The sequence below is a fragment of the Pseudomonas sp. KCJK9016 genome, assembly GCF_046231795.1.
In the GTDB taxonomy this organism is placed as follows: Bacteria; Pseudomonadota; Gammaproteobacteria; order Pseudomonadales; family Pseudomonadaceae; genus Aquipseudomonas; species Aquipseudomonas bananamidigenes.
The window spans coordinates 54,148-70,298 of record NZ_JBJJMM010000029.1 but is presented as its reverse complement, the minus strand read 5'-3'; the positions used below and the strand labels follow the sequence as shown (position 1 = coordinate 70,298).

Genomic DNA, 16,151 nt, shown 5'->3' with positions numbered 1-16,151 from the left:
GTATAAGAGACAGAAATGATGGCGGCGCTTGGCGGGGGTGTAACGCGTGCCGAAAAAGACGAGGAGGGGTCTGAACGGGTGGGGGCTTGTGGGGAGGGAAAAGGAACGGCCTTGGGGGGGGGGTCTAAAACCAGCTTTACACTCAGACCACCGCCGCTACCATGGGTTCGCCATGTCGACATTAGATGAAGAAGATCGCCGCGAATACTACCGTATCGAGGACACGATCGCACTGGAAATTCGGCCCCTGTCCGCTGCCGAAGCCGCAGGCCAGGAAGTGTTGCAGGATGCTTCCCCATTATTCAACGTGCTCAGTGAACTGCACCTGAGCGAATTCGAGTCGCAGCACCTGTTGCGCCAGATCAACGAGCGCGACCGTGCCATCGCGGCATTCCTGAAATCCCAGAACAAGCGCATCGATCTGCTCAGTCAGGTCATTGCGCTGACCGCGCTCGGGCAAATCGGCGAGCCGCAACCGGTGATCATCTCGGAGGGCGGTATCGACTTTCAGAATCCGACACCGATCGCTGCAGGCTCACGCCTGTCGGTCAAAATGGTGCTGATGCCGCAGGCCCACGGCTTGCTGCTGCGCGCCCGGGTCACCCATTGCGACCGCAAGGGCGACGGCTACGACATCGGCACCGAGTTCGAACACTTGACCGACGCCCAGCGCCAGCTGCTCGCCCGTTATATCTTGCAAAAGCAGGCCCAGGAACGACGCCTGGCCCGCGAACAGAACGAATCAGGCATTTAATTAAGGAAGAACCGTGACCCTTATCTATGGCCACCGCGGCGCCAAGGGCGAAGCACCGGAAAACACCCTGAGCAGTTTTCAGGAATGTCTCAAGCACGGCGTGCGCCGTTGCGAACTGGATCTGCACCTGTCCAAGGACGGCGAGCTGATGGTCATCCACGACCCGACCCTCAAGCGCACCACCGACCGTCGCGGCAAGGTGGTCGAGCATACCGCCGCCGAACTGGTGACTTACGACGCTCGCAAGGGCGGCCCGGGCTGGATCAAGCCCTGCCCGATTCCGACCCTGGAAGAACTGTTCGAAAAGTGTGATTTCGATCACTGGCAGCTTGAAGTCAAAAGCGCTTCGCGCACCCGAGCTGCAACGACCGTTCTGGCCATTCGTGAAATGGCGGTCAGGCATGGGCTGCTCGACAAGGTGACGATCACCTCGAGTTCGCGGGAAGTGTTGAAGGCGGCGCTGGATCTGGTGCCGGACGTGTCGCGGGGGCTTGTGGCCGAGTACGCCTGGCTCGACCCGCTGAAGGTCGCGGCAAGCTATGGCTGCGAGATTCTGGCCCTGAACTGGACGCTGTGTACGCCGGAACGCCTGCAGAAGGCGCAGCGTCAGGGGCTGCATGTGTCGGTATGGACCGTCAACGAGCCTGCGCTGATGCGCAGACTCGCCGACTTCGGCGTTGACAGCCTGATTACAGACTTTCCCGGTTTGGCCACTGCCACCCTCGGGAATGGCTGAAATCGGTCTCCCCGGCCGGCTCAGGCCACCGGCCGGAGCCGCTCAAAAAAGCCGGTTGAGGCCGTCGTACGCAGCTACCCGATAGGCTTCAGCCATGGTCGGGTAGTTGAAGGTGGTATTGACAAAATACTTCAGGGTATTGAGCTCACCCGGCTGGTTCATGATCGCCTGACCGATGTGCACGATCTCCGACGCCTGATAACCGAAGCAGTGAACGCCCAGCACCTGCAGGGTTTCGCGGTGGAACAGGATCTTCAGCATACCTTGCGGTTCGCCGGCGATCTGCGCACGCGCCATGCTCTTGAAGAATGCCTTGCCCACTTCGTACGGCACCTTGGCCTGAGTCAGTTCCTGCTCGTTCTTGCCGATCGAGCTGATTTCCGGAATGGTGTAGATGCCGGTCGGCACGTCATTCACGAAACGCCAGCTGCCGTTGTCGACAATGCTGCCGGCCGCCGAGCGACCCTGGTCGTGGGCGGCACTGGCCAGGCTCGGCCAGCCGATCACGTCACCGGCGCCGTAGATGTTCTGCACGCAGGTGCGATAATTCTCGTCGACTTCGATCTGGCCACGGCTGTTGACCTTGACGCCGATGTTTTCCAACCCCAACTGATCGGTGTTGCCGGTGCGACCGTTGCACCAGAGCAAGGCGTCGGCCTTGATCTTCTTGCCGGACTTCAGGTGCAGGATCACGCCGTTGTCCACGCCTTCGACGCGGTCATACTCTTCGTTATGACGCACGGTGATGTTGTTGTTGCTGAAGTGGTAGCTCAACGCCTGGGAGATTTCCGAATCGAGGAAGCTCAGCAACTGACCGCGGTTGTCCACCAGCTCGACCAGTACACCCAGACCGCTGAAGATCGAGGCGTATTCGCAACCGATCACGCCGGCGCCGTAAACGATCAGTTTGCGCGGGGTGTGGCCGAGGCTGAGGATGGTGTCGCTATCGTAGATACGCGGGTGGTGGAAATCGATGTCCGCCGGGCGATAAGGACGCGAACCGGTGGCAATGATGATGTGTTTGGCCACCAGTTTTTCGACCACGCCGTTGGCACAGACCACTTCGATGGTCTGCTCGTCGGCGAAGCTGCCGGTGCCGAAGAACACGTCAACGCGGTTACGGGCGTAGTAGCCGGTACGCGAAGCGACTTGCTTGGAGATGACTTTCTCGGCGCTTTTCAACACATCCGGGAAGGAGAACCAGCGCGGCTCACCGATGGCCCGGAACATCGGGTTGGTGTTGAACTGCATGATCTGCCGCACCGAGTGACGCAGGGCCTTGGACGGGATGGTGCCCAGGTGGGTGCAGTTACCGCCGACCTGGCGACGGCTGTCGACCATCGCCACCTTGCGCCCTGCTTTGGCGGCGTTCATTGCCGCGCCTTCTCCCGCCGGGCCGGAACCCAGCACTACCACGTCGTAGTTGTAGACAGCCATGCGTACTCCTCAGAACAGGCCGCGGTGCCAGCAGCACCGGCGGCTAAATCACGCCGGACGACGGCGCGAAGGAACAATTGGGGGCCAGTTGAAAACCCGGACACAGTCTATAGAAGCGTCAACGCCGCGCACATTAACCCTTGGTCGCGTCGTAGGCTACTTTTGCCTGCACTACAACGCCAGTTTTAGCATTGCTGCCGGTCAATTTTTTGCGCCTGCGAGCCTTTCGAACGCCCGACTGGTGCGAATCACGAAACCTTTATCGGCACGAATCACGAAGAATGCACCAATGTCGTGTTTTTCGGCATAGTCCCAGGCCTTTTCCGGGCCGAGAATCAGCAACAGTGTCGATAGTCCATCGGCCATCAAGGCTGAAGGATGTATTACCGTGACTGACGCCAGGTCGTGTACGACGGGCGCTCCGGTGCGGGCATCGAAGGTATGGGAATAACGCCTTCCGTCCTGTTGAAAATAGTTGCGGTAATCGCCTGACGTGGAAAGCCCATAGCCATCGACATTAATGACGCGCTCTGCCACTTGCTTATCGTCACGCGGCTCCTCCAGGGCAATGCGCCAGGGCGAGCCATCGAGCTTCTTCCCGGACGCCTTGAGCTCGCCCGTAGCCTCGGCGAGGTAATCATGAATGCCCATGGCGTCGAGTCGCGCGGCGATGGTGTCGACCGCATAACCGGCAGCGATGCTGTTGAAATCGACCTCGACCGCCGCGTCCTTGCACAACTGGTCGCCATCGATACGCAAATGCCGATAACCCACCCGCTTCTGCACCTCGGCCAGCGCATCGGCGCTCGGGACTTTTTCTTCGCGCCCTTGCGGACCGAATCCCCAGAGATTAAGCAGCGGCTCTACCGTCAGGTCGTAGGAGCCTTCGCTTTGTTGTGACAGCTGCTCGCCAACCCGCACCAGTTCGAGGATCGGCGCTGGCATGGTCTGACAGCGATCGGCGGGCAATGCGTTGAAACGCGAAATATCGGAGTCGGCGCGGTAGGTGGACATTTGCCGATCCACGTCGGCGAGGATCTTTTCCACTTCGACCCGGACGTCCTGGGGAGCGGGCAAGTTGATTCGTCGCACGTACTTGATCGAATACGTACTGCCCATGGTCGGACCGCCGAAGCTTTCCATGGAGTCGCCATTGCCGCATCCGGACAGGACACCGAGAACACTCACGAAAACCAGCATCCGTCCAGTTAACAATTCTTCATCTCCGAGCAAAATCGCGACGGCCATTATGGCCACAGAGCCCGCTCGCTCCCAAACGGATACAACGCCTTCACACAAAATCAACAAGTGAGTACCTGAACATGTCCTCCTCCACGGGCAAAGGCAAAGCGATTTTTCGCGTTGTCAGCGGCAACTTTCTCGAGATGTTCGACTTCATGGTCTACGGCTTTTACGCCACGGCCATTGCCAAGACCTTCTTCCCTACCGACAGCGCATTCGCCTCCCTGATGCTCTCCCTTGCCACCTTCGGCGCAGGCTTCCTGATGCGTCCGCTGGGGGCGATTTTCCTCGGCGCCTACATTGACCGTCACGGCCGTCGCCAGGGCTTGATCATCACCCTCGCCCTGATGGCGGCCGGTACCGTGCTGATCGCCTGCGTCCCGGGTTACGCCACCCTTGGCGTCGCCGCGCCGCTGATCGTATTGTTCGGTCGTTTGCTGCAAGGCTTTTCGGCTGGCGTGGAACTGGGCGGCGTGTCCGTGTATCTGGCAGAAATCTCTACACCGGGGCGCAAGGGCTTCTTCGTCAGCTGGCAGTCCGCCAGCCAGCAAGCCGCCGTGGTATTCGCCGGCCTGCTCGGTGTAGGCCTCAACCACTGGCTGAGCCCGGACCAAATGGGCGAATGGGGCTGGCGCGTGCCTTTCCTGATTGGTTGCATGATTGTTCCGGTGATTTTCGTGATTCGCCGCTCCCTGGAGGAAACGCCGGAATTCCAGGCCCGCAAACATCGCCCTACCCTGCAGGAAATCGTCCGCTCGATCGGTCAGAACTTCGGCATCGTCCTCGCCGGCATGGCACTGGTGGTGATGACCACCGTGTCGTTCTATCTGATCACCGCCTACACCCCGACTTTTGGCAAGGCAGAGTTGCACCTGTCGGACTTCGATGCGTTGCTGGTAACCGTGTGCATCGGTCTGTCGAACTTCTTCTGGCTGCCGGTGATGGGCGCCGTATCTGACAAGATCGGCCGCAAGCCTCTGCTGCTGGCGGCGACGAGCCTGGCGATCCTGACCGCCTACCCGGCGCTGTCGTGGCTGGTGGCGAATCCGAGCTTCAGCCACTTGCTGATCGTCGAGCTGTGGTTGTCGTTCCTGTACGGCTCGTACAACGGTGCGATGGTGGTGGCCCTGACCGAAATCATGCCGGTAGAAGTGCGCACGACGGGCTTCTCGCTGGCCTACAGCCTGGCCACCGCAACGTTTGGTGGTTTCACGCCAGCCGCCTGCACTTACCTGATCCATGTGCTGGACAACAAGGCTGCGCCGGGAATCTGGCTCAGCGGCGCAGCGGTGCTGGGCCTGATCGCGACCCTGGTGCTGTTCCGTGGCAACAGGCATGCATTGCGTACGGCACAAACCGCCATCCCCCACTGACCTGAATCGCGCAAAAACAAAAACGCCCCGACAATGTCGGGGCGTTTTCATTTGCGGCTAAGGCTTAGCGCGGGAACGCTGGCGGGTTTACACCGGCCATGTCTTCCATCACGCGAACCACCTGGCAGCTGTAACCGAACTCGTTGTCGTACCAGACGTACAGAACAACGCGGTTATCCTGGGTAATGGTTGCCTCGGCATCCACGACACCAGCGTGACGCGAGCCCACGAAGTCAGTGGAAACCACTTCCTGGGAGCTGACGTAATCGATCTGCTTGTGCAGCTCCGAGTGCATGGCCATCTGGCGCAGGTACTCGTTGATTTCGTCGCGAGTGGTGGCCTTTTCCAGATTCAGGTTCAGGATGGCCATCGACACGTTCGGCGTAGGTACGCGAATCGCGTTGCCGGTCAGCTTGCCCTTGAGCACCGGCAGTGCCTTGGCGGCGGCGGTGGCGGCACCGGTCTCGGTGATCACCATGTTCAGCGGCGCGGCGCGGCCACGACGGCTGCCCTTGTGGAAGTTGTCGATCAGGTTCTGGTCGTTGGTGAACGAGTGAACGGTTTCAACGTGGCCGTTGACGATGCCGTACTGGTCGTTGACAGCCTTGAGCACCGGCACGATGGCGTTGGTGGTGCAGGACGCCGCCGAGATGATCTTGTCGTCAGGGGTGATGTCGCCATGGTTGATGCCGTGAACGATGTTCTTCAGCGCGCCTTTGCCCGGCGCGGTCAGAATCACGCGGGCAGCGCCCGGGCAGGCCAGGTGCTGGCCCAGGCCGTCGGCATCACGCCATACACCGGTGTTGTCGACGATCAGCGCGTTCTCGATGCCGTACTGGGTGTAGTCGACTTCGGACGGGTTCTTGGCGTAGATCACCTGAATCAGGTTGCCGTTGGCGGTGATGGTGTTGCTTTCTTCATCGATGGTGATAGTGCCATCGAACGGGCCGTGTACCGAGTCACGACGCAGCAGGCTGGCACGCTTGACCAGATCGTTCTCGGCGCCTTTGCGCACAACGATTGCACGCAGACGCAAGCCGTCGCCACCACCGGTTTTTTCGATCAGGATGCGCGCCAGCAGACGACCGATACGACCGAAGCCGTACAGCACGACGTCAGTACCTTTACGCGCGGAAGCGTTTTGCTGACCCACGACATCGGCCAACTCTTCGCGAACGAATTGTTCGGCCGTGCGGCCATTGCCTTCAGCGCGGAACTTGAACGCCAACTTGCCCAGATCCACCGAAGCCGCGCCAAGCTTCAGCTCGCTCATGGCCTTCAGCAGAGGGAATGTTTCGTGGACGGAGAGTTCGCTATCGTCGGAAGAACGATGGCGAGCAAAGCGATGAGCCTTGAGAATCGCGATGACAGACTGGTTGATCAGGCTGCGGCCATAGATCGAGCTCACCACGTTGTTATTGCGGTAGAGCTGACCGATAAGCGGAATCATCGCTTCTGCGAGTGCTTCACGGTCGATCCATTCACCAAGACACTGGTCGGGCTTCTGAGTCACGGGAACCTTCCACATGTAGGGGCAGAAAAAAGGGGCTACATTATGCCGCCGAGAACCTCTCGTAGCAATGCGCGCTTGTCGTGCAACCGGTAACAAAACACCGTCCAAAAAAATAACGCCCTGCGCAAGCCCAGTAAAACCGGGGCCTGCAGCGCAGTCAGTTTTTCGACGACTGTTAGACGATGTCTGTAACCCTCCGTAACACCACTCGATTTCAGCACTACATAATCATTAAAAAAGTACCTGTTTTTATGGTTACCACTACATTTTCCGGAAACAGCGCAGATAGACGCAGTCTGCAACTGACAGGCGGCACCGGACGCCGCTACAATTACCGACTTTGTCGCAACGCCTGGAGCTCAACCTTCCGTGCCTGTTCTGCGTCTACCGCTTCTCCCTGCTGCGGCAGGTAAACAGCACTGGGGCAATCTGCCCGGTGCTGCACTGAGCCTGGCCATTGCCGAGGCTGCCAGCGCTGCCAAGCGCTTCACGTTGCTGCTGACCGCCGACAGCCAGAGTGCCGAACGGCTGGAGCAGGAACTGAGCTTCTTCGCCCCGGATTTACCGGTGCTGCACTTCCCCGATTGGGAAACCCTGCCCTACGACTTGTTTTCACCGCATCAGGACATCATCTCCCAGCGTATCGCCAGCCTTTACAGACTGCCGGAGCTGGAACATGGCGTACTGGTGGTGCCGATCACCACGGCCCTGCATCGTCTGGCGCCGACCAGGTTCCTGCTCGGCAGCAGCCTGGTGCTGGATGTCGGCCAGAAACTCGACGTCGAACAGATGCGCACGCGGCTCGAAGCCAGCGGCTATCGCTACGTCGATACGGTGTACGAACACGGTGAGTTCACGGTACGCGGCGCGCTGATCGACCTGTTTCCGATGGGCAGCAAACTGCCTTATCGCATCGACCTGTTCGACGACGAAATCGAAACCCTGCGCACTTTCGACCCGGAAACCCAGCGTTCCATCGACAAGGTCGATTCGGTCAAACTGCTGCCGGCCAAGGAATTTCCGCTGCAGAAAGAAGCGGTCACCCGTTTCAAGGCGCGTTTTCGCGAGCGCTTCGACGTCGATTTCCGCCGCTGCCCGATCTTTCAGGATCTGAGCAGCGGCATCACGCCGGCCGGCATCGAGTACTATCTGCCGCTGTTCTTCGAAGAAACCTCGACCCTGTTCGATTACCTGCCCCAGGACACTCAGGTGTTCTCGCTGCCGGGCATCGAGCAAGCGGCGGAAAACTTCTGGAACGATGTGCGCAATCGTTATGAAGAACGCCGCGTCGATCCATCGCGTCCTTTATTGCCGCCTGCCGAACTGTTCCTGCCGGTGGAAGACTGCTTCGCCCGCCTGAAGAACTGGCCGCGCGTGGTGGCCAGCCAGCAGGACGTGGAAACCGGTGTCGGCCGCGAGCGCTTCCCCGCGCAGGCACTGCCGGATCTGGCGATCGAAGCCAAGGCCACGCAGCCGTTGGCCGCGCTTTCCACCTTTCTCGACCAGTTCCCGGGACGCGTGCTGTTCACTGCCGAGTCCGCAGGTCGTCGCGAAGTGCTGCTGGAGTTGCTGGATCGACTGAAGCTGCGACCGAAAACCGTCGACAGCTGGCCGGACTTCGTCGCGAGCAAGGATCGCCTGGCGATCACCATTGCGCCGCTCGATGAAGGCCTGATGCTCGATGACCCGGCGCTGGCACTGGTTGCGGAAAGCCCGCTGTTCGGCCAGCGCGTAATGCAGCGTCGTCGCCGCGAGAAACGCGCCGACGCCAACAACGATGCGGTGATCAAGAACCTCACCGAATTGCGCGAGGGCGCGCCGGTGGTCCACATCGACCACGGTGTCGGTCGCTACCTCGGCCTGACGATTCTGGAAATCGACAGCCAGGCTGCCGAATTCCTCACCCTCGAATACGCCGAGAACGCCAAGCTCTACGTGCCGGTGGCCAACCTGCATCTCATTGCCCGCTACACCGGCAGCGACGATGCCCTGGCCCCGCTGCACCGACTCGGCTCGGAGACCTGGCAGAAAGCCAAACGCAAGGCTGCGGAACAGGTCCGCGACGTGGCCGCCGAACTGCTCGACATCTACGCCCGTCGCGCCGCTCGCGAAGGTTACGCATTCGCCGATCCGAAAGCCGATTACGCGACGTTCAGCGCCGGTTTCCCGTTCGAGGAAACTCCTGACCAGCAAGCCACCATCGAAGCCGTGCGCGAGGACATGCTTGCGCCGAAGCCGATGGACCGGCTGGTCTGCGGTGACGTGGGTTTCGGCAAGACCGAAGTGGCCATGCGTGCCGCGTTCATCGCCGTGCACGGCGGCAAGCAAGTGGCGATCCTGGTGCCGACCACCCTGCTCGCCCAGCAGCACTACAACAGCTTCCGCGACCGCTTCGCCGACTGGCCGGTGACCGTGGAAGTAATGAGCCGCTTCAAGTCGGCGAAAGAAGTGAACGCGGCGGTGGCCGAACTGGCCGAAGGCAAAATCGACATCGTCATCGGCACCCACAAGCTGCTGCAGGACGACGTCAAGATCAAGAACCTGGGTCTGGTGATCATCGACGAAGAACACCGTTTCGGCGTCCGTCAGAAGGAACAGCTCAAGGCCCTGCGCAGCGAAGTCGACATTCTGACCCTGACCGCCACCCCGATTCCGCGCACGCTGAACATGGCGGTGTCGGGCATGCGCGACCTGTCGATCATCGCCACGCCGCCGGCGCGACGCCTGTCGGTGCGCACCTTCGTCATGGAGCAGAACAAGAGCACGGTGAAGGAAGCGTTGCTGCGGGAACTGCTGCGCGGTGGTCAGGTTTACTACCTGCACAACGACGTGAAGACCATCGAGAAATGCGCCGCCGAACTGGCCGAACTGGTGCCGGAAGCGCGGATCGGCATCGGGCACGGGCAGATGCGCGAGCGCGAACTCGAACAGGTGATGAGCGACTTCTACCACAAGCGCTTCAACGTGCTGATCGCCTCGACCATCATCGAGACCGGCATCGACGTGCCGAGCGCCAACACCATCATCATCGAGCGCGCCGACAAGTTCGGTCTGGCGCAGTTGCACCAGTTGCGCGGTCGCGTCGGTCGCAGCCACCACCAGGCTTACGCCTACCTGCTGACCCCGCCACGCCAACAGATCTCCGGCGATGCGGAAAAACGCCTGGAGGCGATTGCCAATACGCAAGACCTCGGCGCGGGCTTCGTGCTGGCCACCAACGACCTGGAAATCCGCGGCGCCGGTGAACTGCTGGGCGACGGCCAGAGCGGGCAGATTCAAGCCGTCGGCTTCACGCTGTACATGGAAATGCTCGAGCGCGCGGTGAAATCGATCCGCAAGGGCGAACAGCCAAACCTCGATCAACCGCTCGGTGGCGGCCCGGAAGTCAACCTGCGGGTGCCGGCGCTGATTCCGGAGGATTACCTGCCGGATGTGCATGCACGGTTGATCCTCTACAAACGCATCGCGTCGGCCACCGACGAGGAAGGCCTCAAAGACCTGCAAGTGGAGATGATCGACCGCTTCGGCCTGCTGCCGGAACCGACCAAGAATCTGATGCGCATCACAGCACTGAAATTGCAGGCCGAACAGCTGGGCATCAAGAAGGTCGATGGCGGCCCGCAGGGCGGCCGAATCGAGTTCGCCGCACAGACCCCGGTCGATCCGATGACCCTGATCAAGCTGATTCAGAGTCAGCCAAAACGCTACAAATTCGAAGGCGCCACGATGTTCAAGTTTCAGGTGCCGATGGAGCGCCCGGAAGAGCGCTTTAATACTGTGGAGGCGCTGTTCGAGCGCCTCCTCCCGAAAACTGCTTGAAGGACGCCGCATGCGCCTGTTTCGCTCACTGACTTTGCTGCTGACCCCGCTCTTGATGACGCTGGCGGCACCCTCGGCGTTTGCCGATGACCTGTATCAGGTTGAAATGATTCTGATACGCCAGAACGCCGTCCCCGCCATCATCAGCCGTGCCGCACCGGAAGACTGGGCCGCTGGCGCCAGACGCCTTGACGATGCCAGCCTGCGTACTCCCGCATTGGGTGAAGTTGCCAGCAAGCTCGCTGCCAGTGGCGAATACAGTGTGCTGATGCACAAGGCCTGGCAGCAGCCTCTGGGTGAGTCGCCGACCAAAGTCGCGATCAGCGACGGCAAGGAACAGTTCGGCCAGTTCCCCATCGAGGGCACGCTCGAAATGAAGCTCGGGCGCTTCACCGACGTCAACGCCGATTTCTGGGTCAACCAGATCGACGCCAACGGCATGGTCACCGCCAGCGAACGCCTGAAACAGGACAGCCACACTAAAAATGGCCAGCTCAACTACCTGGACAATGGCCACCTGGCCATGCTGATCAAGATCACTTCGCTGACGGCGCCGGCGCCTCGGGAAGCGCCTGAATCCATTCCGGACTGATCGAAGTCCTCATGCCCCCACCTCTGAGCAAACCGCTGGCCTCCTCCTGGGTCAGCCGGTTCAAGGAACAAAGCCTGGAGCGTGGCCGCCGCTACGCTCTGGAAAACCGGGTGCGGATCGTGCAGGTCGGTGACGCGACGATTACCGCCAGTTGCGAAGGCTCTGGCGGCAACATCTATCGCCAGACGATCCGTTTGCGCGAATCGGCCAAAGGCACCCTGCTGATGGTCGACGCCACCTGTACCTGCCCGGTTCACAGCAACTGCAAACACTGTGCAGCGGTATTGTTGCAAGTGCAGGAAACCCTCGAATACCCTGCCGCCGCCAAAGACGCCGAGCTGCTGGAAAAACTTCAGGCCGTCCTGGAAAACCGCAACCCCAAGGCACCGCCGCAAGTGCTGGTCGACAACGTACAGCCGGTGCCGCGCCTTTGGCTGGCCAGCGTCGAGTTCAGCGCCTTCGAACCGCGCAATGGCAAGATGCAGCGCTATATCCAGCATCGTGCGGCACTGTCGTTCAGTTATCTCGACGAATACGTCAGCGGGCAGAAAAACAGCGACATTCTGATACGCCAGGAAGCTCAGATACTGCGGGTAAAACGCCACCCGGAGATTGAACAAAGCTACCGCGAACAACTGCGGATTCTCGGCTTTCGCATAGCCACAAGGCAGAGCAAGGCTCTACCGGAAAGCGCCGGCGAACTCTATGAAATGGTCAATGACAGCGCCTGGCTGACGTTTACGCTGAACGACCTGCCGAAGCTGCGCACCCAAGGCTGGGAACTGCTGGTCGACGATGAATTCGGCTTCGACCTGACTGCCGTGGACGACTGGTACGCCACCGTCGAGCAGACGCCAGAGCGCGACTGGTTTGATCTGGAGCTGGGTATCATCGTCAATGGCGAACGCCTGAGCCTTTTGCCGATCCTGCTCAACCTGATGCGCTCGCACACAGAGATCCTCAACCCCGAACGCCTCGCCCGGCGCCGGGACGACGAGCTGATTCTGGTGAACATTCCGCAACGCAACAGTGAGCACGGCCCCCTGCAGGTCGCCCTGCCGCTCGGCCGGCTGAAACCGGTGCTGGCGACGTTGGGCGAGTTCTATCTGCAAGAGCCGGGCGAAACCTCACTGCGCCTGAGCAAGGCTGACGCCACCCGCCTCAATTCGCTGGAAGACATTCCGCTGCTGTGGGAGGGCGGAGAACAGATTCGCAGCTTCGCCCAACGCTTGCGCGATATCCGCAACTATAGCGCCGAAGCGCCGCAAGGACTGAACGCAACGCTGCGCCCTTATCAGCTCGAAGGATTGAGCTGGATGCAGTCGCTGCGGCAACTTGAAGTCGGCGGGATTCTTGCGGATGACATGGGTCTGGGTAAAACCCTACAAACCCTGGCGCACATTCTCAGCGAGAAAAACGCCGGGCGACTGGATCGACCCTGCATGGTGGTGATGCCCACCAGCCTGATCCCCAATTGGCTGGATGAAGCGGCGCACTTCACACCACAGCTCAAAGTGCTGGCCCTGTACGGCGCCAGCCGCAAAAAGCATTTCGAGCATCTGGCCGATTACGACCTGATCCTCACGACCTACGCGCTGCTGCCCAAGGATGTCGAGCACCTGACCCGGCAGCCGCTGCACGTATTGGTGCTGGACGAGGCGCAGTACATCAAGAATCCGAACAGCAAAGCCGCCCAGGCAGCCCGCGAATTGAACGCTCGCCAGCGCCTGTGCCTGAGCGGAACCCCTCTGGAAAACCACCTGGGCGAATTGTGGTCGCTGTTTCACTTCCTGCTGCCCGGCTGGCTCGGCGACGTCAAGAGCTTCAACGCCGATTACCGCGTGCCGATCGAAAAACGCGCCAGTGAGGTCAGACTTCAACACCTCAATGGCCGGATCAAACCGTTCCTGCTGCGGCGCACCAAGGAACAGGTCGCGACCGAGCTGCCGCCGAAGACCGAGATCATCCACTGGGTCGACCTCAACGAGGCCCAGCGCGATGTGTACGAAACCATGCGCCTGGCGATGGACAAGAAGGTGCGCGACGAGATCACCCGCAAAGGTGTGGCGCGCAGCCAGATCATCATTCTCGAAGCGCTGCTCAAGCTGCGGCAGGTCTGCTGCGACTTGCGCCTGGTCAACGATGCCACCCTGCCCGCCCGCGGCAGCACCTCGGGCAAGCTCGACAGCCTGATGGAAATGCTCGAAGAACTGTTCGAGGAAGGACGGCGGATTCTCCTGTTTTCCCAGTTCACTTCAATGCTGTCGCTGATTGAGGAGGAGCTGAAAAAACGCAATGTTGCCTATGCGCTGCTGACAGGACAGACCCGAGATCGGCGCACACCCGTGAAGGAATTCCAGAGCGGCAAGCGTCAGATCTTTCTCATCAGCCTGAAGGCCGGTGGTGTTGGCCTGAACCTGACAGAAGCGGACACCGTCATTCACTACGATCCGTGGTGGAACCCGGCGACGGAAAACCAGGCCACCGACCGCGCCTATCGCATTGGCCAGGAAAAACCTGTGTTCGTCTACAAGATGATTGCGCGAGGAACGGTCGAGGAGAAGATTCAGCATCTGCAACGGGAAAAATCCGACCTGGCGGCTGGCGTGCTGGATGGCCGCAAAGCCGGAGACTGGCAACTGCAGAGCGATGATATCGAGGCGCTGTTCGCACCATTGCCGGACAAGTTCGACAAGCACTGAAATTTTTGTCGTTTACCAGATCGATTCGCGGGCAAGCCCGCTCCCACAGAGATAGCGCTTAACCTGTGAGAGCGGGCTTGCCCGCGAATGGCTCGACTCGGTTTTGAGCCGGACTCAGCCCTTCAACACCCGCGCCAGCGTCGATTTCACCTTGCCCATGCCGTCATGCAGCGCCTGCTCGATCTCGGCCATGGTGATTACTGCCGTAGTCTTGCCCGCCGCCGGATTCACCACCAGCGACAGGCAGGCGTAATCCAGATCCAGCTCACGGGCCAGCGCAGCTTCCGGCATACCGGTCATGCCGACGATGTCGCAACCGTCGCGCTCCAGACGCACGATCTCGGCCACGGTTTCCAGTCTCGGGCCCTGGGTGCAGGCGTAAACGCCTTGATCGCTGTACTCGCAACCTTCGGCGGCCAATGCGGCAATCAGTTGCTGACGCAGTGGCTCGCTGTAGGGGAAGCTGAAGTCGATGTGCGTGACGTGCTCCAGATCGTCGGCGAAATAGGTGTGTTCGCGCCCGCTGGTGTAGTCCACGATCTGATGCGGCACGCAGAAATGCCCGGTGCCCATCGCCGGATGAATCCCGCCCACGGCGTTGACCGCAATGACCGCTTCGGCCCCGGCCTGCTTCAACGCCCACAGATTGGCGCGGTAATTAACCTTGTGCGGCGGGAAACGATGGGGATGGCCGTGCCGAGCGAGGAACAGCACTTCCTTGCCAGCATATTCGCCGATCTGGACGTCAGCCGACGGCGCACCGTAAGGGGTATCCACCGCCAGCGACTGACGAATGCTCAGACCTTCCAGCTGGGTCAGGCCCGTGCCACCGATGATTGCGTAAACCGTCATAGCGAAAAATCCTTAATCGATCAATTGAGCGTCTTTGAGCGCGCCGACAGCAGTCAGCCAGCGTGGATCCTGACGGTATTCAGTAGTGGCGAACGCCTGACCACGCATGCGTGCAATACGTGGCGACGGCTTGACCTTCAACCGTTGCGCGGCGCTCAGCGCCAGCTCGGCAGCAGCACGGTCGTTGCACACCAGGCCCATGTCGCAACCGGCACTGAGCGCGGCTTCGATACGACTGGCGGCATCACCCACCACATGAGCGCCAGCCATCGACAGGTCGTCGCTGAAGATCACGCCGTCGAACTGCAACTCACCGCGCAGGATGTCCTGCAACCAGCGCCGGGAAAAACCGGCGGGCTGAGCATCGACTTGCGGATAAATCACGTGGGCCGGCATGACGGCGGCCAGTTGCTTGCTGAGTCGGGCGAACGGCACCAGGTCGTTGGCGCGGATCTCTTCAAGGCTGCGCTCGTCGTTCGGAATTGCGACGTGAGAATCGGCTTCCGCCCAGCCGTGACCGGGAAAATGCTTGCCGGTGGCGGCCATGCCGGCACTGTTCATGCCTTTGATGAAAGCACCGGCGAGCCGTGCGGCGCGCTCAGGATTACCCTCAAATGAGCGCGTGCCGACGACAGCGCTGCGCTGATAATCCAGATCCAGCACCGGCGCGAAGCTCAGGTCGAGCCCGACCGCCAATACCTCGGTGGCCATGATCCAGCCGCATTGTTCGGCCAGATATTCGGCATTCGGATTGTCAGCGATGGCGCGCATCGCCGGCAGACGCACGAAGCCCTGACGCAGGCGTTGGACGCGACCACCTTCCTGATCCACCGCCAGTAAAAGATCCGGACGGATGGCGCGAATCGCCGCACTCAGCTCGCGCACCTGGCGTGGATGCTCGATGTTGCGGGCAAAAATGATCAGGCCGCCCACTTCGGGCTGGCGCAACAATTGGCGATCTTCGGCCGTCAGCCAGGTACCGGCGACGTCCACCATCAACGAGCCTTGCAGGCCAGCAGTCATAGAAATTCCTTGAAAACGAAAAACCCGCTGCCCACGAAACCACCACCAGGGCCAGCGCCCGGCAGGACGGTGATTTCAATGAGAAACGGGTTCAGAACGAGAGTCGGC

11 protein-coding genes are annotated in these 16,151 nt (G+C 60.6%); 6 read left to right on the top strand and 5 right to left on the bottom strand.

The features are described from left to right. Positions 1–172 precede the first annotated feature (172 nt). Both ACK6BI_RS23695 and ACK6BI_RS23690 read left to right on the top strand, forming a co-directional pair. On the top strand, positions 173–754 hold the full coding sequence (locus ACK6BI_RS23695; protein WP_409318965.1) for a PilZ domain-containing protein: 582 nt from the start codon (positions 173–175) through the stop codon (positions 752–754). Positions 755–767: 13 nt separating this feature from the next. Continuing rightward, positions 768–1,490 carry a glycerophosphodiester phosphodiesterase family protein gene (locus ACK6BI_RS23690; protein WP_260520322.1) on the top strand — a complete coding sequence of 241 codons (723 nt, stop codon included), beginning with the start codon at positions 768–770 and terminating at the stop codon, positions 1,488–1,490. A gap of 42 nt (positions 1,491–1,532) precedes the next feature. Here the strand turns inward: ACK6BI_RS23690 and sthA are convergent, their stop codons facing one another. Together sthA and ACK6BI_RS23680 are read right to left on the bottom strand one after the other, a co-directional pair. Continuing rightward, positions 1,533–2,927 carry a Si-specific NAD(P)(+) transhydrogenase gene (gene sthA / locus ACK6BI_RS23685; RefSeq protein WP_065260713.1) on the bottom strand — a complete coding sequence of 465 codons (1,395 nt, stop codon included), beginning with the start codon at positions 2,925–2,927 and terminating at the stop codon, positions 1,533–1,535. 201 nt (positions 2,928–3,128) lie between these two features. Next, positions 3,129–4,127 carry an FAD:protein FMN transferase gene (locus ACK6BI_RS23680; RefSeq protein WP_409318967.1) on the bottom strand — a complete coding sequence of 333 codons (999 nt, stop codon included), beginning with the start codon at positions 4,125–4,127 and terminating at the stop codon, positions 3,129–3,131. 122 nt (positions 4,128–4,249) lie between these two features. On the opposite strand from ACK6BI_RS23680, the gene ACK6BI_RS23675 reads away from it, so the two are divergent. After that, the gene (locus tag ACK6BI_RS23675) at positions 4,250–5,542 is read left to right on the top strand and encodes an MFS transporter (protein ID WP_409318964.1); all 1,293 of its coding nucleotides are present in this window, start codon (positions 4,250–4,252) and stop codon (positions 5,540–5,542) included. A gap of 64 nt (positions 5,543–5,606) precedes the next feature. On the opposite strand, the gene ACK6BI_RS23670 is transcribed toward ACK6BI_RS23675, so the two are convergent. Then, on the bottom strand, positions 5,607–7,070 hold the full coding sequence (locus ACK6BI_RS23670) for a glyceraldehyde-3-phosphate dehydrogenase (protein ID WP_409318963.1): 1,464 nt from the start codon (positions 7,068–7,070) through the stop codon (positions 5,607–5,609). A 354-nt stretch (positions 7,071–7,424) separates the two neighbouring features. Here ACK6BI_RS23670 and mfd point away from each other — a divergent pair, with 354 nt between their 5' ends. From mfd to ACK6BI_RS23655, 3 genes are read left to right on the top strand one after another with little or no spacing between them, the layout of a single operon-like run. Further along, positions 7,425–10,874 carry a transcription-repair coupling factor gene (gene mfd / locus ACK6BI_RS23665; protein ID WP_409318962.1) on the top strand — a complete coding sequence of 1,150 codons (3,450 nt, stop codon included), beginning with the start codon at positions 7,425–7,427 and terminating at the stop codon, positions 10,872–10,874. Between the two features lie 10 nt (positions 10,875–10,884). Then, positions 10,885–11,466, top strand: coding sequence for a CsiV family protein (locus ACK6BI_RS23660; protein ID WP_409318961.1), 582 nt, complete (start codon positions 10,885–10,887; stop codon positions 11,464–11,466). An 11-nt stretch (positions 11,467–11,477) separates the two neighbouring features. Further along, complete coding sequence (locus tag ACK6BI_RS23655) at positions 11,478–14,168, top strand: SNF2-related protein (RefSeq protein ID WP_409318960.1); 2,691 nt, start codon at positions 11,478–11,480, stop codon at positions 14,166–14,168. A 114-nt stretch (positions 14,169–14,282) separates the two neighbouring features. Here ACK6BI_RS23655 and ACK6BI_RS23650 read toward each other — a convergent pair whose 3' ends face one another. Then, entirely contained in the window at positions 14,283–15,020 is a 738-nt protein-coding gene (locus ACK6BI_RS23650) for an S-methyl-5'-thioinosine phosphorylase (protein WP_260520328.1), read from the bottom strand. 12 nt (positions 15,021–15,032) lie between these two features. Beyond that, the gene (nagZ, locus tag ACK6BI_RS23645) at positions 15,033–16,043 is read right to left on the bottom strand and encodes a beta-N-acetylhexosaminidase (protein WP_409318959.1); all 1,011 of its coding nucleotides are present in this window, start codon (positions 16,041–16,043) and stop codon (positions 15,033–15,035) included. Positions 16,044–16,151: the final 108 nt, after the last annotated feature.

Bases quoted from the DNA above. Each gene is read 5' to 3' on its own strand.
- sthA (WP_065260713.1), bottom strand. From the start codon at position 2,927: ATGGCTGTCTACAACTACGACGTGGTAGTGCTGGGTTCCGGCCCGGCG.
- ACK6BI_RS23650 (WP_260520328.1), bottom strand. From the start codon at position 15,020: ATGACGGTTTACGCAATCATCGGTGGCACGGGCCTGACCCAGCTGGAA.
- ACK6BI_RS23680 (WP_409318967.1), bottom strand. From the start codon at position 4,127: ATGCTGGTTTTCGTGAGTGTTCTCGGTGTCCTGTCCGGATGCGGCAAT.
- ACK6BI_RS23655 (WP_409318960.1), top strand. From the start codon at position 11,478: ATGCCCCCACCTCTGAGCAAACCGCTGGCCTCCTCCTGGGTCAGCCGG.
- ACK6BI_RS23660 (WP_409318961.1), top strand. From the start codon at position 10,885: ATGCGCCTGTTTCGCTCACTGACTTTGCTGCTGACCCCGCTCTTGATG.
- ACK6BI_RS23670 (WP_409318963.1), bottom strand. From the start codon at position 7,070: ATGTGGAAGGTTCCCGTGACTCAGAAGCCCGACCAGTGTCTTGGTGAA.
- ACK6BI_RS23675 (WP_409318964.1), top strand. From the start codon at position 4,250: ATGTCCTCCTCCACGGGCAAAGGCAAAGCGATTTTTCGCGTTGTCAGC.
- nagZ (WP_409318959.1), bottom strand. From the start codon at position 16,043: ATGACTGCTGGCCTGCAAGGCTCGTTGATGGTGGACGTCGCCGGTACC.
- ACK6BI_RS23695 (WP_409318965.1), top strand. From the start codon at position 173: ATGTCGACATTAGATGAAGAAGATCGCCGCGAATACTACCGTATCGAG.